At 75.1% G+C, this 21,641-nt stretch carries 19 protein-coding genes; 8 read left to right on the forward strand and 11 right to left on the reverse strand.

The features are described 5' to 3' along the window. The first annotated feature begins 188 nt into the window (after positions 1–188). Entirely contained in the window at positions 189–932 is a 744-nt protein-coding gene (locus tag ACZ6S8_RS26410; protein ID WP_469459769.1) for an SDR family oxidoreductase, read from the forward strand. A gap of 266 nt (positions 933–1,198) precedes the next feature. Here ACZ6S8_RS26410 and ACZ6S8_RS26415 read toward each other — a convergent pair whose 3' ends face one another. From ACZ6S8_RS26415 to ACZ6S8_RS26425, 3 genes are all read right to left on the reverse strand, one after another. Continuing rightward, entirely contained in the window at positions 1,199–2,104 is a 906-nt protein-coding gene (locus ACZ6S8_RS26415; protein WP_469459771.1) for a peptidoglycan-binding domain-containing protein, read from the reverse strand. A gap of 65 nt (positions 2,105–2,169) precedes the next feature. Further along, entirely contained in the window at positions 2,170–3,585 is a 1,416-nt protein-coding gene (locus ACZ6S8_RS26420; protein ID WP_469459773.1) for a choice-of-anchor A family protein, read from the reverse strand. Between the two features lie 146 nt (positions 3,586–3,731). Continuing rightward, positions 3,732–5,096, reverse strand: coding sequence for an MFS transporter (locus ACZ6S8_RS26425; RefSeq protein ID WP_469459774.1), 1,365 nt, complete (start codon positions 5,094–5,096; stop codon positions 3,732–3,734). A 282-nt stretch (positions 5,097–5,378) separates the two neighbouring features. On the opposite strand from ACZ6S8_RS26425, the gene ACZ6S8_RS26430 reads away from it, so the two are divergent. Together ACZ6S8_RS26430 and ACZ6S8_RS26435 are read left to right on the forward strand one after the other, a co-directional pair. Further along, a complete protein-coding gene (locus tag ACZ6S8_RS26430) occupies positions 5,379–5,801 on the forward strand; it encodes a hypothetical protein (RefSeq protein WP_469459776.1) in 423 nt (140 codons plus the stop codon). A gap of 359 nt (positions 5,802–6,160) precedes the next feature. After that, the gene (locus ACZ6S8_RS26435; protein WP_469459778.1) at positions 6,161–6,691 is read left to right on the forward strand and encodes a P-loop NTPase family protein; all 531 of its coding nucleotides are present in this window, start codon (positions 6,161–6,163) and stop codon (positions 6,689–6,691) included. A 59-nt stretch (positions 6,692–6,750) separates the two neighbouring features. Here the strand turns inward: ACZ6S8_RS26435 and ACZ6S8_RS26440 are convergent, their stop codons facing one another. Next, positions 6,751–7,047: a hypothetical protein gene (locus tag ACZ6S8_RS26440; RefSeq protein ID WP_469459780.1), complete on the reverse strand. Its 297-nt coding sequence runs from the start codon at positions 7,045–7,047 to the stop codon at positions 6,751–6,753. Between the two features lie 94 nt (positions 7,048–7,141). Here ACZ6S8_RS26440 and ACZ6S8_RS26445 point away from each other — a divergent pair, with 94 nt between their 5' ends. Next, on the forward strand, positions 7,142–7,600 hold the full coding sequence (locus tag ACZ6S8_RS26445) for a hypothetical protein (RefSeq protein ID WP_469460007.1): 459 nt from the start codon (positions 7,142–7,144) through the stop codon (positions 7,598–7,600). Positions 7,601–8,060: 460 nt separating this feature from the next. On the opposite strand, the gene ACZ6S8_RS26450 is transcribed toward ACZ6S8_RS26445, so the two are convergent. Continuing rightward, positions 8,061–9,023: a helix-turn-helix transcriptional regulator gene (locus tag ACZ6S8_RS26450; protein ID WP_469459782.1), complete on the reverse strand. Its 963-nt coding sequence runs from the start codon at positions 9,021–9,023 to the stop codon at positions 8,061–8,063. 330 nt (positions 9,024–9,353) lie between these two features. Between ACZ6S8_RS26450 and ACZ6S8_RS26455 the strand changes: the two genes are divergently transcribed. Continuing rightward, complete coding sequence (locus ACZ6S8_RS26455) at positions 9,354–9,806, forward strand: DUF3224 domain-containing protein (RefSeq protein ID WP_469459784.1); 453 nt, start codon at positions 9,354–9,356, stop codon at positions 9,804–9,806. Here the strand turns inward: ACZ6S8_RS26455 and ACZ6S8_RS26460 are convergent. Continuing rightward, entirely contained in the window at positions 9,748–11,787 is a 2,040-nt protein-coding gene (locus tag ACZ6S8_RS26460; protein WP_469459786.1) for a heavy metal translocating P-type ATPase, read from the reverse strand. The two genes, ACZ6S8_RS26455 and ACZ6S8_RS26460, sit on opposite strands and share 59 nt — an antisense overlap. 73 nt (positions 11,788–11,860) lie before the next feature. On the opposite strand from ACZ6S8_RS26460, the gene ACZ6S8_RS26465 reads away from it, so the two are divergent. After that, on the forward strand, positions 11,861–12,184 hold the full coding sequence (locus tag ACZ6S8_RS26465; RefSeq protein WP_469459787.1) for an ArsR/SmtB family transcription factor: 324 nt from the start codon (positions 11,861–11,863) through the stop codon (positions 12,182–12,184). A 111-nt stretch (positions 12,185–12,295) separates the two neighbouring features. Here the strand turns inward: ACZ6S8_RS26465 and ACZ6S8_RS26470 are convergent, their stop codons facing one another. From ACZ6S8_RS26470 to ACZ6S8_RS26490, 5 genes are all read right to left on the reverse strand, one after another. Then, the gene (locus tag ACZ6S8_RS26470; RefSeq protein ID WP_469459789.1) at positions 12,296–13,048 is read right to left on the reverse strand and encodes a class F sortase; all 753 of its coding nucleotides are present in this window, start codon (positions 13,046–13,048) and stop codon (positions 12,296–12,298) included. Then, positions 13,045–13,869, reverse strand: coding sequence for a hypothetical protein (locus ACZ6S8_RS26475; RefSeq protein WP_469459790.1), 825 nt, complete (start codon positions 13,867–13,869; stop codon positions 13,045–13,047). Before ACZ6S8_RS26475 ends, ACZ6S8_RS26470 begins: the two co-directional genes overlap by 4 nt. Before the next feature lie 383 nt (positions 13,870–14,252). Beyond that, complete coding sequence (locus tag ACZ6S8_RS26480) at positions 14,253–14,864, reverse strand: ribosome-inactivating family protein (RefSeq protein WP_469459792.1); 612 nt, start codon at positions 14,862–14,864, stop codon at positions 14,253–14,255. A gap of 307 nt (positions 14,865–15,171) precedes the next feature. Continuing rightward, positions 15,172–17,904 (reverse strand): DNRLRE domain-containing protein, encoded by a 2,733-nt coding sequence (locus tag ACZ6S8_RS26485; protein ID WP_469459793.1) that lies wholly within the window; start codon positions 17,902–17,904, stop codon positions 15,172–15,174. A 241-nt stretch (positions 17,905–18,145) separates the two neighbouring features. Then, positions 18,146–20,047 (reverse strand): glycoside hydrolase family 5 protein, encoded by a 1,902-nt coding sequence (locus ACZ6S8_RS26490; protein WP_469459795.1) that lies wholly within the window; start codon positions 20,045–20,047, stop codon positions 18,146–18,148. Between the two features lie 355 nt (positions 20,048–20,402). Here ACZ6S8_RS26490 and ACZ6S8_RS26495 point away from each other — a divergent pair, with 355 nt between their 5' ends. Further along, the gene (locus tag ACZ6S8_RS26495; RefSeq protein WP_383925254.1) at positions 20,403–20,705 is read left to right on the forward strand and encodes a hypothetical protein; all 303 of its coding nucleotides are present in this window, start codon (positions 20,403–20,405) and stop codon (positions 20,703–20,705) included. A gap of 254 nt (positions 20,706–20,959) precedes the next feature. Then, on the forward strand, positions 20,960–21,418 hold the full coding sequence (locus ACZ6S8_RS26500) for a Crp/Fnr family transcriptional regulator (protein ID WP_469459797.1): 459 nt from the start codon (positions 20,960–20,962) through the stop codon (positions 21,416–21,418). Positions 21,419–21,641: the final 223 nt, after the last annotated feature.

The following is a 21,641-nucleotide window of genomic DNA, read 5'->3' on the forward strand; positions in this document are numbered from 1 at the left end:
GGCTCCTCGTACGTGACGGTCTGGCCGGCCGCGTGTCCGGTCGGGACCCGCGGCGACGCCCCCACTCTCGCCGACCGCTTTCCCCTGGTCCACCGCATATCGCGGTGCCGGTCCCCGCAGTCAGCGATCACGACCTGGCAGCATGGGCGCCCCCGGCAGCCGCCCGGACCGTCGCACAGGAGGCCCTCATGACACGTCGCCCGGTCACCGTCGTCACCGGCGGCAGCAGGGGGATCGGCGCCGCCGTCTGTCTGCGGCTCGCCACCGACGGGCACGACCTGGCCCTGGGGTACCTGCGCGACGAGGAGGCGGCGGCGGCCGTCGCCGCAGGGGTACGCGCGCTCGGCGCCCGGTGCGTGACGGTGCGCGGGGACACGTCGCAGGAGTGCGGCGCCGAGCGGCTCTTCGACATCGCGGGGGCCGAACTCGGGGCGGTGAGCGGCCTGGTGAACAACGCGGGGGTGACCGGTCCGCTGGGCCGCCTCGCCGACACCGCGACGGCGGACCTGCGGCGCGTGGTCGACGTGAACCTCGTCGGCTATTTGTTGTGCTGCCGGCGCGCCGCCCGGGACATGGCGGGATCCGGCGGCGGGTCGATCGTGAACGTCTCCCCGGCGGCGGCCACCCTCGGCAGCCCCGGGGACTATGTGCACTACGCGGCGACGAAGGCCGCGACGGACGCCCTGACCGTGGGACTCTCGAAGGAGCTCGGCCCGGACGGCATCAGGGATAACGCCGTGGCTCCCGGGATCATCGAGACCGACATGCACGCGGCAATGGGCGACCCCGACCGCCCCGCCCGGGCCGCGGCGGGCATCCCGCTCGGGCGGGCGGGCCGGCCCGACGAGGTCGCCGGTGCGATCGCATGGCTGCTGTCCCCGGACGCCTCCTACACGACGGGCGCCGTCCTGCGCGTAGCGGGAGGCCGCTGACCCCGGGCCGACCGCCGAGCGCAAGCCCGCGCCGACAACGGGTGCCACGAGCCTGAGCCCCGCACCGGCAGGGACGGCGACCTTCCCCACCGGAGCCCCCCTTCCCCGGGATGCCGCGGGCCCATATCCCCACTCGGCCGCTTCACGCACAGAGCGGGAGACGGCCTCGCAGAGTGCCCACCCGTGGGTGTTGAAGTTCCATACGTTCAAGGCGATGGTTCCGCTTCCGGTCGCGGCACAAGTCCTCGGTCCGTGCCCGGGCCGCGTCAGCCGAAGGCCGAGCGGGTGGCCGGGCCGTAGGTGCCCTTGGGGTCGCCCTTGATGCTTCGGTCGCTCTGGAGTTGGGCCACACCGCGTCGGGTCCGGTCGTCGTAGACGCCGTTGACGGTGACGTACGTGAACCCCTGCCCGTGGAGCCGTTCCTGCAGGGCGCGCACCTCCGGCCCGCGGTCGCCCGGGCGCAGCGTGCCGTCGTCGGCCGGCGGTTGCGCGGGCGAGGCGCTCGGCGGGGGCTTCCGGTCGCGGCTGCCCGTCGGACCGGGCGGCTCGGACTCGGGCGCGGGGGGCGATGCCGCCCCGGTGGGAGTCGGGGTGGCGGGTACCGGGGAGGTGTCCGGTGCGGGCGCGGCGGAGTCGTCGGCGGTGGCGTCCGGGTCGCGCTGCGGAAGGACCGGCACGCGGAGCCCGCGCGGCGGTTCGGCCCGCGCCGGTTCGGGGTCGGGTCCGCTGAGCAGGAGCACCAGGCCCCCCGCCGCGGTGAGCACGAACAGGGCGAGGAGGGCGAGGAGGGACGCGGGCAGCCTGCCGTCGCGCTCCGCTTCGGAGCCGCGGCCCCTGCCCGAGCCGGGGCCACCGCCCCAGCCGTGGCCGTGGCCGTACGACGTGCCCGTCGCCGGGGCGGTCGCCGTTCCGGAAGCGGGATCCGGGGAGCCGGTCCGGCCCGGGGCGGGGCGGACGCCGGGGATCGGGCCGGGGAAGGTGACGGTCCCGGTCCGCGGCCAGGCCGGACCGGTCGCGCCGACCGGGCCGACCGGGCCGACGGGCTCCGGCAGGTCGGCCGGCTCCGGCGGGTCGGCCGGGCGGCCCGAGGGGGCCACGTAACGGCGTACGAGGAGGTGGTCGTCGGGCACGGTCCGGCTCTCGTGGAAGGCGTGGGGCATCTGGGACGTCATTGTCTCCCGGCGGCGGAGGGGCTCGCACGGCAGTGCGGTACGGCCGTCCCCCCGCGCCCGTCCGGTCAGGTCCTGCGGCGCCGCGCGACGAGGACCATGGCCGTTCCGGTGGCCAGTACGGAGGCGCCGCCGACGGCCAGGTCCCCCGCCACCACGCCACCGCCCGTACGGGCCAGACCCCCGGCCGGAGCCCCGCCCCGGCCCTCGATCCGGGGCCCTGTCTCGGCACCCGACGCGGACGGCGGCGGGGCAGAACCGTCCGGTGCGGCCGTCGGCGCCGGATCCGGATCCGGCGCCGCGCTCGTTACCGGAGCCGCCCCGGAAGCGGACGCGGCCGGAGCGGGGCCCGGGGCCGTACCCGCGGGGCCGGGCTGTCCGGGCTGCGCCCCTCCCGTCTCGGCAGGCACGGGTACGCGGGGCAGGCAGCCGGTGAAGGGGTGGTGACGGGTTTCGGCGCTGCCCGCACCGGCCAACGAACCGGCGATGACCGAGCCGTTGACGGCGCCGGCCGCGCCCAGGTCGACGTCCGCGTCGGGCGCGAGGATGCTGCCGGGCCAGGCCGCGGCGTCGTCCTTCGCCACCCGCGCGGCGCCGGGGAAGTTCCACAGCAGCTTCGAGCGGATCGCACCGCCCGCCGCGCTGCCGGACGGGCCCTCCGGCACCTCGCGCCCCGCCTCTTCGTCCCACAGGAGGAAACGGACGGCCTCCGGGGCCCCCCGCCGGTATCCGGCGCCCTCCACGGTGACGACCGTGGTCGCCCCGACCGGGACCGCGATCCGGATCTCCGCGGCCTTCTCCAGCACGGCCGCGGGGAGGACGAAGCTGTTGTACCGGAGGTCCGTACCGGTGAGCCGCAGTCTCCCGCCCGTCGGCTCCACCGCCCCCGTCGGCCCCGACGCCCGCCACTGCGCGGTGGCGGACTGGCCCGCCGCGGCAAGGCCCGCCGACACCCTGCGCAGTGCGGCGAACTCGGCCGCGAAGTCGATGGGTGAGGGGCCGTTGACCACCGTTCCCGACGGCGCCTCGGCACGGCCGGTGAGGGTGCCTCCGTAGACGCCGTTCCCGTGCACCACCCGTACGACGCCGGTGACATCGCCCGCGACGACCAGGGCGTTGCCTCCGGGGAGCGCCCCCGGCTCCCCGGTACCGAGGTCACGGCCGACCGTGGCCCCGCCCCGGAAGACGGCGTTCCCGCCGACCGCGACGGCTCCCGCGGCGCCCCGGCCGCCGGGGCCGCGCCGGTTGTCCCCGGAGGTGAACTCGCCGTAGCGGCCCGCGATGCCGAGCCCGTCCGCACAGCCGTCCGCGGCAGGGGCGGAGACGGCAGGGGCGGCGGCGGCAGGGGCGGAGACGTAGGTGGAGACGCGGCTGGAGGCGTGGACGGAGGCGGACGCGGCGGCGGACGCGCCGGAGGCGACCGCTCCGAGCAGGCCGGCGATCGTGGCCGCGGCGGCCAGCGAGGCGCGGGCGGGTATCCCCATGTGAGGTGTCTCCGAGGTACGGCGCGGGCGGTGCTGCCCGGTCGGCGCACTCTTTCCCTCCGGGATGCCCCGGGTCAAGCCGGATGCCCGTTCCACCCGGATCCACCCGGTCTGTCGCTCCGGCGCCTCCCGCCGCGCCCCACCGGTCAGTTGGGGATCCCCTCGGGTCGGCGGGCCGACGCGCCCCAGACCGTCGCCGCGGCGAGGAGCATCAGAGCGGCACCGCCGAGCGGCGCGGCGGACGCGGAGATCCCGTCCACGGCGAGCCCGCCGAGCAGCGCGCCCGCGGCGATGGCCAGGTTGAACACGGCCACCATGAGCGAGGAGGCCGCCTCGGTGGCCTCCGGCGCCGACGCGATCATCCAGCTCTGCAGGCTCACCGACACCCCTCCGTACGCCAGCCCCCAGGCGAGCAGCAGTGCGGTCCCGGCGACCGTGCCGGGAAGGACGGCCATCAGCGCGAGGATCACCGCGAGGGACGCGCTGACCGTGAGCAGCGTGCGGCGCGCATCGCGCGGCCCGGCCAGGAAGTTGCCCGCGACGCCGGCCACGCCGTAGCCGAGCAGGAGCGTGCTCACGTGGTGGGCTTCGATTCCGGAGACGTCCTGGAGGATCGGCCGGACGAACGTGTAGGCGGCGAACTGCCCGGTGACGACGAGGAAGGTGACGACGACGCCGGCGCGGACACCGCGGTTCCCCCGGAGCAGGCCGAGGAGTTCGGGGAAGGCGATGGGCCGGGTCGGCGGAAGCGGGGGCAGCAGCAGGACCAGGGCGAGCAGCGTGAGGAGGCCGAGGACGCCTACCGCGGCGAAGGCGGTGCGCCAGCCGCCGGCTTCGCCGAGCAGCGTTCCGGCGGGGACGCCGAGCACGGAGGCGGTGGGGACGCCGCCGAACACGACCGCGGTCGCGGAGCCGACGTGCCGCTCCGGGACGAGCCGTACGGCGAGCCCTCCCGCGATGGCCCAGAAGCCGCCGACGCTGACGCCGACGAGGAGCCGGGTCGCCAGCACGACCGTGAAGTTCGGGGCGAGGGCGGCGGCGAGGTTCGCGGCGGCCATCAGGGCGATCAGCACGCACAGGACGAGCCGCCGGTCGAGGCGGCCGGAGCCGACGGTGACGAGGGGGGCGCAGAGCCCGGCGACGAGCCCGGGCACCGTGACCATCAGCCCGGCGGTTCCGTCGGAGACGCCGAGGGCGGCGCCGACGGGGGTGAGCAGGCCGACGGGCAGCAGCTCGGAGGTGATCAGGCCGAAGATCCCGAGTGCGACGGCGCAGACGGCGGCCCAGCCCGTCCACGGGGCGCGCCCGGATCCGCCCACGCCACCGGCCGTGACGGAACCACCGGCCCCGTGGGCAGCGTCGGCACCACCGGCTGCGTCGTCTGCGTCGGCCCCGCCGGCCCGGGCCGGAGCACCGGGCACGGCCTCGGGCGCGAGCGCCTCACGGGGTGGAAGGGAGTCGTGGGGCTCGTGGGAAGACGGCGGGGTGCCGGGCGCGGCGGCTGAGGTCATGGATCGGTACTCCGTACGGGCACAGTGACGGGCAGGACACGGCGGGCAGGACAGGGCGGTGCGGGGCGAGCGGGGGTCGCGCCTCCCCCGTCACCCGTACGGTCCTACCAATCCCCCGTCCGCCCCGGTAATTCCCGCCGGTGCCGCCGGGCCGGTCACGGGGCCCGCTCGCGGGCACCCGCGAACACCGCCGTGGAGGATCGATTCCGCAGCCGGGCCCGCGTCACCCGGACGCGTGAGCCGCCGGATCCGGTCGGCCGGGCCGTACGGCAAGGTGGTCGGATGCAGTTGCGCCGGGCCGTGCCCCTCTCCCTCGTCGCGCTCCTCGCGAGCGCCGGCTGTGTCTCCGTCGGCCCCGACTCCGCGGCTCCGGTGCCCGGTTCCCTCCCGCCCGTCGGCGCCCCGGACCGGCCGGCCGCGCCCTCGGCCCTGCCCCTCGGGAAACTGCCCGCCCCCGCGGCGGACGACCCGCGCCCGGTCCCGGACGCCTCCGCCGGGCGGCCGCCCGCCAAGGCCGCCCGGCCCCTCTCGGGCCGGCCCGCGAAGCCGGCGGCGCCCCGACGGGCCCACCCGCCCGGGCCGGCGAGCCCCCACCCGCGCCGGGGTCCGGCCGCGGCGCCCGCGATGGACGAACTGTGCGCGGCGGCGGACGGGACCGTGCCCCCCTCGATCGTCGACCTGTGCCTGCGGGAGTACGGTCGCTGACCGGGGCACGGCCGGCACCGGCGGGATCGGTCCGCATGCTGCGTCACTACGGCGCCCTCGGACGTCTGGGCCCGGCCCGCGTCGCCCTCCCTCACCGGCTACCGCTTCCACGGGGCCGGGCAGTTGGCCCGGCTCCACCGTGTGTCATCGCGCTCAAGGAACTGCACCGGGGGTCGATAGAGGGCGTACTGCCGACCTCGCAGGTGCTGGCGCGGTGGATCGACGCCCATGGCCACCGCTCGGCCGGGTACGCCCGTGAGCCGGCCCTCGCCTGCCCGGAGGACCGGGACCGGTGGGTCACGAGCTCCAGGAACCCCCGGCCGACACGCCCTGACGGGCCGGGCCCGTAAGGTGCCGGGATGCGACGCGTACTGGTGGTGGGGATCAGCGGGGCCGGCAAGTCCACGATGGCCCGGGCCCTGGGGGTGCGGCACGGGCTGCCGTTCCACGAGCTGGACGCCCTGCACTTCACCGGGCCCGGGTGGGCGGTGAACCCCGCCTTCGCCGAGGACACCGCGCGGCTGGCGGCCGCCGAGCGGTGGGTCTTCGACTCGCTCGGCTACCCGGCCGTCCGGGACCTGCTGTGGGAACGGGCCGACACCGTCGTCTGGCTCGACCACCCCCGGTACGTGGTCATGCGGCGGGTGCTGCTGCGTTCGCTGCGCCGGAGCCTGACGCGGGAGCGGCTGTTCGGCGGGAACCGGGAGTCCTGGCGGGAGTGGCTGCGGGCCGACCACCCCGCGTGGTGGGCCTGGCGGCAGTACGGGCCCCGCCGCGCCGAGATCCTGCGCCGGGCCGGCGACCCGCTGTTCGCCCCGCTGGAGCTGGTCCACCTCCGGTCGCCCCGCGCGGCCGAGGCCTGGCTGCGGGAGCAGACCGGGCCCGCGTAGGGCGCCGCCACGACGACGTACGGCCCCGGCGCCGGGACCGGGCAGCGCGCGGTGGCGGCTCAGGGACGGCGGCCGCAGACCCGGGCGCAGCGCACGGCCGTGTCGCGGCGGGCGGTGCGCAGGCGGCGCACGGTGTCGTGGCCGCGGCGCCGCCACTCGGCCCGGGGCAGGCCGGCCCGCTGACCGCCGCCCGTGATCAGGGCGTTGACAGGGGTCATCGGGTCGGCGGCCAGGCCCTTGGCGAGCAGGACGCCGACCACGAGCGGTACCAGCGCCACGGCCAGCGCGGAACCGGCGGTGGTCACGTGCCGCAGGTGCGGGCGGGGCGTCGTGCCGTGCGGGGCCTCGGAAGTCATGGCCCCATTCGACCAGCGCGGGCGCGGCGGGGAATCGGGGCGGATACTCAGGCCGTTGGGCACGAGGTACTCAGACGGCGGGGCGGGGTGGTGGGTGGTGGCGGTACCCGGGCAGGGATTCGAGCCCTCGACCGGCGACGGGCCGGAGCCGGAGCCGTCTCCCGGCAGGGAGCGGGAGCTCCGCACGGCGCACGAGGGGTTGCTGCAGATCCGCCGCCTGGTCAACGGCCCGGCGGGGCCGGAGGTTCCGGCGCCCTGGGAGGTACGGCAGCCCGCGCGCGCGGTGGCGCTCGCACTGGAGGCGGCGGGGTTCCCCCCGTCGGCGGTGGACGCGGGGGGCCGGCGGACGCGCACGGGATACCGGGTGGCCGACGGCGCCGAACCGGGCCGGGCGCAGGTGACCTGGTCCGGCCCGCCGGGCGGGGGCGCCGCCGAGGAGGAGCAGGAGCGGCTCACGGCCTGCGCGGGGGTGCTGGAGGGCCTCGGGTGGGTCTGCCTGCTGTACCGGGGCCCGCGGCGGCGCCGGTTCCTGGAGGTGGAACCCCCGCGCTGACCGCGGCACGGCGTCGGTCCAGGGTCAGCAGGACCTGTTGTCGGCGGCCGTCCCGGCGGGCAGCGGGCGCGTCGCCTGCAGCCCCGTCAGGGCGGCCGGCGCCCGGGTGGCGGTGCCCCTCCCCCAGGGGGTGTCGTCGAAGTCGTTTCGTACGCCCGGAGGGCGGGCCGTGCGGTGTCCGGTGCGTGCGCTCGCAAGGCGGAGGGTCGCCCGTGTACCGGATGTACACGGGCGATCCCGACAACGCGGCGAGCGTGCGTGCCGGGCACCGCACGGCAGGAACGAGTTCGACGACACCCCCTAGTGCGCGGGCCCGCTCGCGTACGTCACCTCACCGTGGCCGGTCGGCCCGAACACGGCGGTGTGCCCGACCAGTTCGCCGTCGGCCGGTACGGTGCGCGGCGGCCCTCCCTCGGGCCGTCTCGTCACGTGGGGTCGCCGGGCCCCGGCAGGGGCGGGCTCAGCGGTAGCGGGCGGCGACGGCCGATGCCGTCTCGGCGACCGCGCGGCGCAGGTCGGGCGGACCCAGGACCTCGGCCTCGACCCCCAGCCGGAGCAGGTCGCCGACCGCAACCGCCCGGGACTCGACGGCGAGCCGGAGTCGTACCCAGCCCTGCGCGTCGGGCGGTTCGGCCTCGGCGAGCGCCCGTACGCCGGCGGACCCGAACCACATCGGCAGCAGCTTCCGGCCCCGGGGGGAGAGCCGCAGTTCGGCGGTCTCCTGGTGCAGGGCCTCGGCGAGGCGGCCGGTGGATTCCCGCCAGTACGCGGCGAGGTCGAAGCCGGGCGGCCGTTCGAAGGTGTCGTCCGTGGTGTCCACCGCCAGGAACCGGGCGACCCGGTAGGACCGCACGGTGCCGTCGGCCTCGGCCGCGAGGTACCAGATGCCGCCCTTGACGACGAGGCCGAGCGGGTGCAGTTCGCGGTGGACCTCGCCGCTCCAGCGGCGGTAGTCGGCCCGGAGGACCCGCTGGTCCCAGACGGCCTGGGCGATCCGTGCGAGGTGCGGGACGGGGTCGGCGTCGCGGAACCAGGCGGGTGCGTCGAGGTGGAAGCGGTCCTGGAGGTGGCGGACCCGCCCGGCGAGGGCTGCCGGGAGCGCCGCCTGGAGCTTCAGCTGGGCGGCTGCCAGGTCGGCGCCGAGGCCGAGTTCCCGCGCGGGCCCGGGTGCTCCGGCGAGGAAGAGCGAGCCCGCCTCGGCGTCGGTGAGTCCGGTGAGGCGGGTGCGGTAGCCGTCCGCCAGCCGGTAGCCGCCGTCGGGGCCTCGGTCCGCGTGGACGGGGACGCCGGAGGCGCCGAGGGCCTCGATGTCCCGGTAGACGGTGCGGACGGACACCTCCAGCTCGGCGGCGAGCTGCGGCGCGGTCATCCGGCCGCGGTTCTGCAGCAGCAGGAGGAGGGTGAGGAGCCGGTCGGCGCGCATGCGGTCATTCTCGCCGCACCGTCCCGTCCGCCGTACGTTCCCGTCCCGTCCCGTCCGCCGCACCGTCCCGACCCGTCCGCCGCACTCCCCGCCCCACCCGCCCGGCGACCCCACCCGCGGGCGCCACCCGCCGGCGCCACCCGCGAACCCTCCCCCGCGGCCCCGCAGCCGGTCGTATCCGCGTCCCGTACCTGACAGGAGGTGTCAGGTACGGCTGACAGCCTGTGGGCACCGCCGGAGCGATCTCCGGCGGGACGTCGGCCGGTTCCCGGCCGGCCCCCTGTTCACCCGCCGGGCGGAACTGCCGTCCGGCCCGCCGAGAGGATCACCATGTCCACCTTCACCCCCGACCGTGCCCGGGGCCCGGAGCCCTCGACCGCCTCCGTGGAGACCTCCGGGCACTTCACGTACGCGGGTTGGGAGGAGCTTCCCGTCGGCTCCCCCGACGGGACCCCCCGGCTCGCCCGGGCCCTCGTCACGAACACGTTCACCGGCGGAGTGGAGGCGGCCGCCACCGACTGCGCGTACACGATCGCCTACACCGGGGAGAACGTCGGCACCTACACCGGCATGGAGCTGGTGTCCGGCAGCGTCGACGGCCGTGCGGGGTCCTTCGTGCTGGAGGAGTCCGGCACCTTCGACCCCGGCGGCACCACCTGCCGTTTCGCGGTGGTCCCCGGCTCCGGCACCGGGGAACTCGCCGGACTGAGCGGGTCCGGCGGGTTCACCTACCGCCACGGGGAGACCTCGGTCGCATACGCGTTCGGCTACCGGCTGGGCTGAGCGTGCCCCGGTCGTCCGGGTGGCGCAGCAGCCGCAGCGCGTTGCCCACCACCAGCAGGGTGGATCCCTCGTGGACGAGGACCGCGGGGCCGATCCCCAGGCCGAGCGCGGTGGCCGGGACGAGGACGGCGACGATGCCGAGGCTGAGCCAGAGGTTCTGCCGGATGATCCGGCTCGCCCGACGGCTGAGGCCGGTGACGAAGGGCAGGCGGCTCAGGTCGTCGGACATCAGCGCGATGTCCGCCGTCTCCAGGGCCACCGCGGATCCGGCCCCGCCCATCGCCACGGCGACGGTCGCGCCGGCCATGGCGGGTGCGTCGTTGACGCCGTCGCCGATCATCGCGGTCCGGCCGGTGCGGCGCAGCCGGGTGACCTCGTCGGCCTTGTCCTGCGGCATCAGACCGCCGCGGACCTCGTCCATGCCGACCTCGCGGCCGACCGCGTCGGCGACCCGCTGGTCGTCGCCGGACAGCATCACGGTGCGGGCGATCCCGAGCCGGCGCAGTGCGGCGACCGTGTCGGCGGCCCCGGGGCGCGGCGCGTCCATCAGGCCGAGGGTGCCGAGCCACCGGTCACCGCTGCGGACGAGCATGGTGGTGCGGCCGGTGCGCGCGAGTTCCTCCGTACGGTCGCGCAGGGCGGCCGGGACGGGCGGGCCGGTGAGGGTGTCGGCGTAGGCGAGGCTGCCGATGTGGACCGGCCGGCCGTCGAACTCGGCGGTGACGCCGCGGCCGATGACCGCGCGGAGGTTCCCGGCCCGGGGCAGCGGGCCACCGGTGACGAGGGGCGTCCCGTCCCGCACGACGGCACGGGCGAGCGGGTGGTCGCTGAGGCTCTGCGCGGCGACCGCCGTCCGCAGCAGTTCCTCGCGCCCCGCTCCGGCGGCCGGCTCGATCTCGGTGAGGCGGGGGCGGCCCTCGGTGAGGGTGCCCGTCTTGTCGAAGGCGAGGGTGCGCAGCCGGCCGAACTCCTCCAGCGGCGCACCGCCCTTGACCAGGACGCCGCCGCGGGCGGCGCGGCCCACGGCGCTCAGCACGGCGGCCGGGGTGGCGATGGCCAGGGCGCAGGGGCTGGCGGCGACGAGGACGGCCATGGCGCGGTAGAAGGTGTCGGTGAAGGGTTCGCCGGTGGCGGCGCCGACGGCCAGGAGGACGGCGACGAGCACGAGCACGCCCGGTACGAAGACCTTCTGGAAGCGGTCGGTGAAGCGCTGGGTCGGCGAGGTCCGCCGGTCGGCGTCCCGTACGAGGCGGACGACCCGTGCCAGGGTGGTGTCGCCGGCGAGCCGGGTGACGACCACGTCGAGGGTGCCGGGGCCGTTGACGGTACCCGCGTGGACCGTGCTGTCGGGGCCGGCAGCGGCCGGGTCGGCGAGTGCGGCGGCCGGGTCGGCCACGGGGGTCTTGTCCGCGGGGACGCTCTCGCCGGTGACGGGCGACTGGTCGACGCTGCTGGTGCCCGAGGCGACGAACCCGTCGGCCGGGACGCGGGTGTGCGGGCGCACCAGCACGGTGTCGCCGAGGGCCAACTCCGTCACGGGCACCTCGTACGGCGCCCCGGCGCCGCGCCGGACGAGGGCGGTGCGCGGGGCGAGGTCGGCGAGGGCCTCGATCGAACGCCGGGTGCGGCCCATCGCGTGGCCCTCCAGGGCGTGGCCGAGGCTGAAGAGGACGAGGAGGACGGCACCCTCCTCCCAGCGGCCGATGGCGGCGGCTCCCGCTGCGGCGACGAGCATGAGGAAGTCGACCTGGAACCGTCCCCGGCGCAGGGTGGCGAGGGCTTCGCGGAAGGTGAAGAAGCCGCCGAAGACGTAGGCCGCGACGAACAGGGCCAGGGACGCCGGGCCACCGTCACCGGTGAGGCGGAGGGCGAGGCCGGCGAGGTAGACGACGAGGGCGAGGAGGGCGCTGACCAGCTCGGCACGCTCGCCCGGGGCGCCGTGGCGGTGGGTCCGCTCCTGGTTCTTCACTTCTTCGCTCATAACATCAATATATCAGCACTTTTGAATATGTACACCTGTGCAGATCCTGATCATCTGCCTTAGGGTGACCGCCATGGAACCCTCGGCCGCCACCCCGCCCCTGCTCTCCGAGCCGGACGCGGCCGCCGTCGCGGAGATCATGCAGGGCCTCGCCTCCCCCGCCCGCGTGCGCATCCTGGCCCGCCTGCTGGACTCCCCCTGCTCGGTCGGCGACCTCGCGGAGGACCTCGGCCTCGGCCAGCCCACGGTCTCCAACCACCTGCGCCTGCTGCGCCACCTCGACCTCGTCACCGGCCGCCGCGACGGCCGCAACGTGGTCTACGAGCTGCACGACGCGCACGTCGAAGCCCTGCTCCGGCAGGTGTTGGCCCACGTGCACCACGAGGACCGGGCCTGACCGTCGCGGCGCCCGCGGCTCCGCCCGCGGAATCCGGCGACCGCTCCGGGGGCCGTCGGCCGCAGGACCGCACTGCGGCCGACGGACGCCCCTCCCGGTCCCGGCGCCGGACTACGCGGTGCCCGTCATCTGGGCGAACACGACCACGTTGCTGTTGTAGTAGTGCTTCTTCGGGTCGAAGTCACCGCCGCAGGTGACCAGCCGAAGGCCCGCGTGGTCGAGGTTCTTGTAGACCTCCAGCGTCGGGAACTCGGCCTTCGGGTACTCGGCGACCCGGTTCACCGTGAAGGTGACCGTCTTGTTGTCCCGCCGGGTCACCTTGATCGTGTCGCCGGCCTTCATCGTCTTCAGCTTCTCGAACACGGCGGCCGAGCCGTTCCAGGTGACGTGGCCGGCGATCACGGCCGGCCCCTGGGAACCGGGGGTCGGTCCCGGTTCGTACCAGCCCGCGAGGCCCGGGTCCTTCGGGGTCTGCATGGTTCCGTCCGCGTTCTGCTGCAGCGTCTCCAGCGAGCTGGAGACGCCGAGCGACGGGATCGAGATCTTCTGCGGCTCCGACCGCGCCAGCGCGGGCTTGGCCTGGGCCCCCGCGCCCGCTCCGCTGTGCGCCCCGGCTCCGGGCGACGCGCTGTGCCCGCCCGGGGACGCCTCCCCGGCGGGGACGTCCGCGCCGGCGGCCGGCGCCCCGCCCGGTTGGGACTGCCCCTGCGGGGCCTGGCCCTGCGGGGTGGAGGGCGCCGCCGGATCCTGGCCGGAGCACCCCGCGAGGAAGAGGGTGGCGAGCGCGGCGGCGGCCAGGGGGCCCGAAACCCGGCGGCGGCGGCGCACGGCGGGCGGGCGGACCCGGGGGGCGGCGGGCTTCACGCGGCGCCGCCCGTGGTGTTCTTGCGTACGGGGACGGCGGTCACCCGCCGGCGTGCGGCGGTCACCGCGCCGAACGCCGCGACGGACAGGGCGATGGCGGCTCCGGCCATCGTCGCCGTCGGCGCCGACGCACCCTGCGGGGCGCTGCCGCCGGTCTCGATGCCGCCGACCGGAATGGAGCCCACGGCCGCTCCCTTGACCTCTCCGCAGTTGGTGGGGGCCGTGGCCTCCTGCGGCAGCTTCGGGTCGAGCTCGCTCTTGCCGGCGCCCTCGAAGTCGTACTTGTCGTTGTTGTTGCGGTCGATCCCGTGCTGCACGACGTGCAGGTCCTTGATGCTGTCGACGACGTCCTGGCCGACGGGGATCGTGCGCTTGTAGGAGATCTTGCCCTGCTTGTCGGCGACGGGCATGCGGTCGACGGCGAGACCGCTGGCCGCCTCGGTGCTCCCGGACGTGGTGAGGGAGATGTTGATGTCGCCGTAGTCGACCGTGGCCTCGGTGTTGCTGAGGATGCCGTCGCCGTCGGTGTCGTCGCTGGCGTCCGGGCAGTGGAAGTCGTGGGCCTTGGTGGAGCCGTGCAGGTGCTGGGCCGACGGCTGTCCGGGCACCATGCCCTCGGACTCGATCTGCACGGTGAGCTGCCGGCCCTTGAGGCTGAGCATGACGGTCCCCTTGGCCCCGGACCCGTTCAGCTGGGCCAGGTCGATCTGATAGGCCTTCCCCGCGTCGGCGAGGGCCGGGCCGGCGAGGCCGACGGTCAGGAACACGGCGGCGGGTACGGCGGCGAGCACCACGAGGCGGCCGGTGCGCTTGACTATCACATTCGCTCCTGTTCCATGGATTCCCGGACGGGGAATCACAGATCGTGCGGGGTGGAAATGAGTCCTCGGAGAGGTTCTCGCTACTTCTTCGGGGTGCCAACGCCCTTGGATTGGTGCTTCTTTGAAGAATCTTTCGACTGTCCGGAAACCTGCGACCGGGCCCGTCGAACCATGTGGCCATCGAGGGTCCGAAACGCGCCGGACAGGCACATGGAATCCGCGCGGCGGTCTCCGCGCAGGCATGTGAGGACACGACACATAAAACGGCAGGGAAATACTTCCGCGCGTCCGGCAATTCCGCGGACGTCATACGGTGCCGTCACCCGGACGGCCGCCCGTGCGGCCGCTGCGGGAAATGCGGCGGGTCGGTCGGACGCACCCTGTCAGGCGGCCGCCCGCATCGCGGACGACAGGGGTCCGCCGGTCATCCAGACGCGTGACATCTCGTCCGCCAGGACGGGCGAGCGGGCTGCTTCGCAGAGCATTTCCGAGAGCACGAGGATGGCCCGTGCGGTGCACTTCGGGTCGGTGTTGCGGTGCAGCCAGATGACCGCGTTGACCATGGAGCGGCGCCCCAGGGGCAGGTTCGTCCGTCCCGCGCCGGCCGCTGCCTCCAGGGAGCGGCCCCCGCCGAACGGCAGGGCCTCCGCCCGGGGGACGCCCGGTGGGGCGACCGAGTCCCGCACGTGGCGGAAATGGGCTTCCGGCGGGGCCTGCCCGTCCTCGAAGGTGTTGCGGAACCCCACGATGCGAATCCCGGGATTGTGCACCCGGAGTTCGATGTAGAGCTCGACGAAAAGGCCTCTCTGCTGCATGCGCACGGGGAGGTAGCGAACGCGCGCCTCCCCGCCCCCCGCATTTCTCGAGAAGGCCCGCGCCTCCGCAGCTCTGGAGCGGATGGTCGACGCGAGGAGTCGGTAGTCCTCCGCGGAGGCGCACTCCACGGAAAACGAGACGGGATTCAGCGTGACGGGATTCAGCGTGACGGCGCGCATCAGGTGGCAGCGCCGGAACTCGTACTTCCCGGAGGGAAATCGACCGCAATCGGTTCGGTCCTGCCGCACTCACGCACGGAACATCCACCGCCTTCCGCAGGGACCCGGTCGTCGACGGCTGGCGCCGTTCGCTTCGCCGGGATTGGCTCGCTGCGGTCCTTTGTAGTCGTCGACGCGGCGGCGGAACGAATACTTGGCCTCTCATGCCAAAAACTCATCACGGTTCGGCAACGAAGGGGGCCCGGAACAGCGCGAGGGGGCGCGAGCCGTTCCCCGGCCCGCACCCCCTCGCCCGTCGGGCCGTCGGCTACGGCGCGCCGAAGGTCAGCGTCAGCCGCGGGGTCCCCTCGTTGGCCTGGGCCTCCGAGGACCACAGCCACAGCGCGTCCGTACCGGTGCTGGTCAGCGCCAGCCCGTAGCCGGTGCCGAGCGCGGCCGCCACGGTCGCGGTGTTCAGCCCGGTGGAGTGCACCGCCGAGCCGTCCGGGATGCCCGCGAAGGCGCCGAGCGCCGTACCGCCCAGGGCCGGGCGGTTGGTGTAGGTGGTGCCCGCCTCGGTCCACGCCCCGGTGACCGGGACCACCGACACGGTGTCCGTGGTGCCGGCGCCGCTCATCGTGCTCGTCTTCACGCCGAGGACGGCCGACTTGAGCACCGTGCCCGCGGGCGCCGCGGGCAGGTCGAAGCGCAGGTAGCTCGCGTAGAACGAGCTGCCGCGCACCGCCAGGGAGCCGGAGGTCCCGTAGTTGGTACCGGGCGCGCCGGCGTTGGCGTAGGTGTCCTCGGAGGCGGTCACCTCCACGACCGAGTCGGCCGGGGCGGAGGCGAGGGTGAAGTGGTTCTGCACCTGCGCCGCGCTCAGGACGGTCGGGTACACGGCGGTCTCGTCGAGCCTGCCCGCCCAGAAGTCGCTGGTCGGCCGGTCCGGCCAGCCGTTGAGGTTGTCACCGCCGGCGTGCCAGTAGCCCGAGTAGTTCTCGTGCGTGGTGACGTTGAGGGTGCCCTTCTGGACGCCGTCCACGTACAGGGTCATCCCGCCCGGCCCCTGGGTCGCGACGACGTGGTGCCAGGCGTTGTCGTTGTAGGCGGCGCTGGTGGTGACGGTGCGGGTGGCCCCGGTGTAGACGCCGAAGACCAGCCGGCCGTCGTTGGTCATGTAGACGTGCTTGTCGTACTGGCTGCTCGTCCGGTCCTGGTTGTTGCCGAAGCCGACGAGCTTGCCGCCGCGGGTGGTGTTCGTGCGGAACCAGGTCTCGACGGAGTACGTGCCGCCCACCGTCTGGCGCTTGTCGCCGTACACCTGGGTGTCCGTGCCGTCGAAGCCGATCGCCGTGCTGGCGCCGGTGACGGCCCCGGGCGTCTGGCGCAGGGCCGGGCCGTTCAGGTGCACGCCCGCCTGGTTGCCGCCCGCCGAGGAGTCGGCGGCGAAGGGCAGCGCGGACTCGTCGTAGCGCCAGAACTGCTGCGCGCCGTCGGCCCGGACCTGGTTCGGGTAGCCGTCCACCGAGGTGGGCACCGTCACGCTCGCCGTCCCCGACAGGGCGCTGGCGTTGCCGGCCGCGTCGGTGGCCGTGACGCGGTACGTGTACGACTGTCCCGGCGAGACGGTGGTGTCGGTCCACGAGGCCTGCGGGCGCCGGAAGAACAGCGAGTCGGCGTTGACCGTGGCGATCGGGGTGGCCGCGCCGTTGCGGTAGATCTTGTACGTCAGGGCGCTGTCGTCCAGGTCGAGGCTGGTCCGCCAGCGGACCTGGGCCTCGCCGGGCGCGAAGCTGACCGCACTGGCCACCGGCACGGTGGGCGCTCCGGTGTCCCCGGTGGAGGCGAAGCGGGTCAGGCTCTGCTGGGCGGAGCCGTTGACGGTGGTGAACTCGCCGCCGACCCAGAGGTACTCGACGCCGCTCTTGGAACCGACCGCCATGACGCGCGGGCCGATGCCCTCGCCGATGCCGTCGTTGGTGTCGGGCGCCCAGCCCAGCTTGCCGGTGCCGGTGGTCGGCTGCGCGAGGAGGTGGTGGCGCTGGCCGTCGGGGAACTCCCCGACGCTGGAGCAGTCGTGGGCGTGCGAGGCGCTGTAGAGCACGTCCTGGTACGGGAGGACCGCCTGGGTCGCGCCGAGGCAGGTGTCGCGCCAGCGCTGGCCCAGGTCGCCGAGGTTGAGGGCGATGCGGCCGTCGAAGACGCCGCCGCCGGTGCCCTCGTTGGCGGTGTAGAAGCCGGTCGCGTCGGTGGCGACGTCCTTGACCACCGAGTTGTTCTCGATGAAGCCGGGGTAGGACCGGGCGAGCGCGCCGGTGGCGGAGTCGACGACGGCCAGCGCGTGCGTGTTCACGCCGTTGACGGTGAAGAAGTCCCCGCCGAGGATGACCTTGCTGCCGTCGGGGGTGACCTCGACGGCCCGGCCGGGCTCGTCGGCGTCGGCCGTGAAGGGGCGCAGCGCCCCGTCGTCCGCGTCGACCGCGGCGAAGCGCTCGCGCTGCTGGCCGGCGACGGTGAGGAAGTCTCCGCCCGCGTAGACGGTGTCGCCGGTGACGGCGAGGGCGCGGACGGTGGCGGCGAACGCCGGGCGGAAGCCGGTCTTCACGGTGCAGGTCGCCACGTCGATCGCGGCGAGGCTGGAGACGGGGGTGCCGTTCACGGCCCCGAAGTAGCCGCCCGCGTAGAGGGTCTGCCGGTCGGGCGAGAGGGTGAGCGCGCGGACGGTTGCGGTGCCGCCGCCGACGGTGAAGGACAGGGTGCAGGCGGTGGGAGCGCCGGTCGCCGCGTCGAGCGCGGCGAAGTTCACGGCGGACTGCTCGCTGCCGGCGCCGCCCGCGGGCGGGCGGATGACGGAGAAGGTGCCGCCGACGAAGACCTTGCCGCCGGCTTCGGCGAGGGCCCAGACGACTCCGTTGGGCTGCCAGGTCGGCAGGGCGTCGGCGGTGAAGGCGACGGGCGGGGTGATCGCCGCCGCCTGCGGCACGAGGCCGAGGCCGATGCTCGCGCCGGTGGCGGCAACGGACAGGGCGAGGGCGGCCGCGAGGCCTCTGGATCTACGCATGAACCCCCCAGTTCGGTGGTGCGGTGCGGCCGTGTCACGCGCGGCCGGGTGAGTCATGGCCGAAAACAGCCGTCAGCTGTCCACAACCATGCGTACGGCCGCACCCTAGGGCGGATCGCGGCTCGGTTCACCCCACTTGGCACATCAGATGCCGAATCGCTCCGGGAACGCCCCCGACACCGCCCGCACACCGGTTCGGCGGCGAACGCACGTACGGCAAGGGGGCCGCCCGGGGCGCGGGTCAGGCCGGGGGCAGGGGGCGGCAGAGCAGGGCCGCCGGGGAGGGGCGGGCCGCCGCGCGGGTGGTGAAGGCGATGCCCGCCGCGTACTCGGTCGGCAGGCACTGCCCCTTGTAGTGCCCGGCGGCGAAGTCGGCTCCGGGACCGCCCGGCGGGCGGTTGTCGCCGCGGTCGAACCACAGCGTGCGCCCGCCCGCGGGGAGAGCCGTACGGGCCGGGGCGCACAGGGCCGCCGACACCCGGTCGCCCCGGCGGCTGTAGCCCGTCAGGAACTGGCCGGGCGGGCACTGGAACTTCGTGTAGCCGGTGGCCCAGTCGCCACCCGGCGGTACGTACGCCTCGTCGCGGACCACCGTGTGCCCGCCGGCCGCGGCACGCAGGTCGGAGGTGGAGCACAGGCCGCGCCCGCCGGTGTGGGCGAGCCCGGCCAGCCGGGATCCGTCGGGGCACACCGCCTTGCGGGCCCCGGCGTCCCAGTCGCCGCCGGCCCGGGTCCGCAGGGAGGCGTTGTGGTCGCGGTGGTCGGTGGTGAGCTGGTACCAGGCGGGGGTGACGGGGACCGGCCCGGTACGGCCGGGGGCGGAGGCCAGGGCCGTCCAGGGGCCGGTGCGCCAGTCGGCGGGGTCGAGCACCCCGGAGCGGCGGCCCGCGGCGTCGTACCGGAGCACGGCCCAGGTGTCGCCGCCCGGGGCGCCCTGCGCGGTCGTGCTCCAGCCGACGAGGGGCCAGTACGCGAAGTCGGCGTCGGAGCGGATCAGCCGGTCGGTGAGGCGCGCGAACCAGGTGCGGGAGGCGGCGCCGTTCTCGTCGGCCCCGATGCCGAACTCGCTGATCCAGACGGGCGCGGTGAAGTGCGCGCCGGTCTCCGCGGAGACGAAGAAGGCCTGCTCGGTGAGGGTCTGTTCGAGCTGCTCGGCGGTCAGGTCCTGATAGCGGGGGTCGCTGGTCTCCCCGATCCCGGTGGCGCCGCTGTGCCGCGGGCCGGTGTAGCCGTAGAAGTGGGCCGAGTAGACCAGTTTGCCGGAGACGGCCAAGGTGTGGGAGAGGGTGCGGACGGGCGTGAGGGTCGGGCGGCCGTGCGGGAAGCCGTCGACGGGCAGGCCGGTCCAGTTGATGCCCTCGACCACGACGAGCAGGTCGGGATTGGCCTCGGTGAGAATGCGGTCGGCGGCTTCCTGGGCGGCGGCGTGCCAGTCGTGCTGGTCGCCGAGGCCCCAGTTCGGGTCGTCGAGGAGGTCCCGGCGGACCTCGTTGTACAGGTCGGCGCCGACCACGCGCGGGTTGTCGCGGTAGCGGCGGGCGAGGAACACCCAGTCGTCGGCCCACTGCGCGGTGGAACGGCCGCTGTTCCAGCGTTCGTTGCCGTCGAGGCCGCAGCACCAGCGCGTGGTGACGGTGTGGTTGTTGAGGATGACGGCGAACCCGCCGTCGGTCAGGGCGCCGACCACGGCGTCGAAGACCTGGAGCGGGGTCCGGCCGCGCAGGCCGGGATTGGCGGCGACGGCCGCGTCGGGGACCGGAGCCGTGGTGCGGAGCATCTCGTTGGAGAACGGCAGCCGGATGCTGTTGAGCCCGAGGGAGCGGAAGTCGGCGAGCAGGGCGGACATCGGCACGCGGTCCAGGCCGAGCGGGATGCCGTGCGCGTTCTGCCCGCTGTGGTGCGCGGCCGGGTCGTCGCGGTCGCCGGAACCGTTCCAGGAGCCCTGGGCGCCGTCCCAGTTCCCGGAGCGCAGGCGCATCCGCTCGCCCCGGGCGTCGACGATGTGGCGGCCGCGGGTGGACAGCGGCGGGGTCCAGGCCTCCACGGCGGCGGGTGCCGGCTCCGGTGGCGCGGCGGCCAGGGCGGGCGGCCCCCCGGCCACCAGCAGCAGGGCACAGAGGACGGCGCGCATGAGGCTCTTCATCTCGCTCCTGCCGGGGTCGGCCGCCCGGGGCGGGCCGCGCCGCGGGCAGGTTACCGGCCGGTCGTCGAGCTGGGAAGCCAACGGACGTGCGGACGGGGGGAATCGGCGGACGGTGCGGCACCACGGGGTCGCGACACCACGGCATCGCGACACCTCAGCAGGAGGGACGGCCCGTGCGGGCAAGGTCGAGAACGGAAAGGTGTGATTCGTCGCGGCATGATCCGGATCGCGTCAACCGGAACCCGCCGCCGCCACCCGTTCGTCCCCGGCCACCCTGGCGAAAGCGCCACGCACCGGGCCCGGGCCCCTCTACCGTGCCCCTGGGGGAACGGGCACGGCACCGGAGGTGGGGCTGATGGACGACGAAGAAGACATGCGGCTGGCGAGGATGACGCCGGAGATCTCCCGCCGCACCCTGACGATGCTGCGCGGCCTCGCGGGCCTGGAGCCGCCGGAGCAGGTGCCCGAGGACGCCATGATCGTCGCCGATGCGATCCTGGCGGAACACGGCACGGACGGCCTGCGCGTGCTGGTGATGACGCTCGCGGCCTGGGCGACGGCGCAGATCGAGAACGTCGCGGAGCTGAGCGGGCGCAGCCACGAGGCGGTGCTGGACGCGGTCGAGCTGGCCTGCCTGGAGGCGAGCGCCGAGGACTAGGCCGTCCCGACGGATCTCGCCGGACCCCGGGGACCGGCCGCCGGGGAGGCCGCCGGGGACGGGTCGCCGAGGACCGGGCCGCCGAGGACCGGGGCGGGCCCGTACGACGTCCCGCGCCGTGCCCGCATCGGCCCGCGCGCGGGCGCCGGGAGAGTACCCCGGGAAGAAGCCGTGCGCGACCGCTCACGATCGCCCGGGTGTCGGCGACACTGGGATGAGCAGGAGCCACCGGGGGGTCGTGATCGGAGGCCGTCGTGAGCACACCTTCTCCCATCCGGATCGCCGCCGTCCTGTCCACCGAGCACCGCGGACGGCTGATGTCGCAGGCTCGGGAGGTCCACTTCCGGGAGGGCGCACGGATCTTCGACGAGGGCTCCCGCGCGGAGTCCTTCTGGATCGTGCGCTCCGGGACCGTGACCCTGGAGATCCCGGTGCCCGGCCGCCGGCCCGCCTCCGTGGAGAACCTCGGTCCCGGTGAGCTGGTGGGATGGTCGTGGCTGTTCCCTCCGTACGTGTGGCAGCTGGGCGCCGAGGCGATGACGCCGGTGCGCGCGTACGAGTTCGACGGGCCCCGCATGCGGATGCTGATGGACGCCGATCCGGCCTTCGGGTCGGCGGTGGGGCACTGGGTCGGGCGCGTGCTCGCCCTGCGGCTGCACCAGACCCGCACCCGCCTCCTCGACCTGTACGCACCCCACACCGCGGCCCGCTGAGCACCCGGGCCCCGCCCCCGCGGCGGGCCCGGCCCCGAAGCCGCCGGACGGTCCGCAGTCGGCCTCCCGGCGGCTTCCGGCATGTTGCGGGAAGGTTTCGGGAGGGTCTACGCGTCGGTCTTCGGCCGATTCGGAGGGCTGTTCCCGTACTGGTCAGTCGACCTGCACCGCTGCGGTCTGCGGTCATCCGTACACGATCAGTGACGGGAATTGGGGGTGCGAA

It is taken from the genome of Streptomyces sp. NPDC048461, assembly GCF_055587105.1.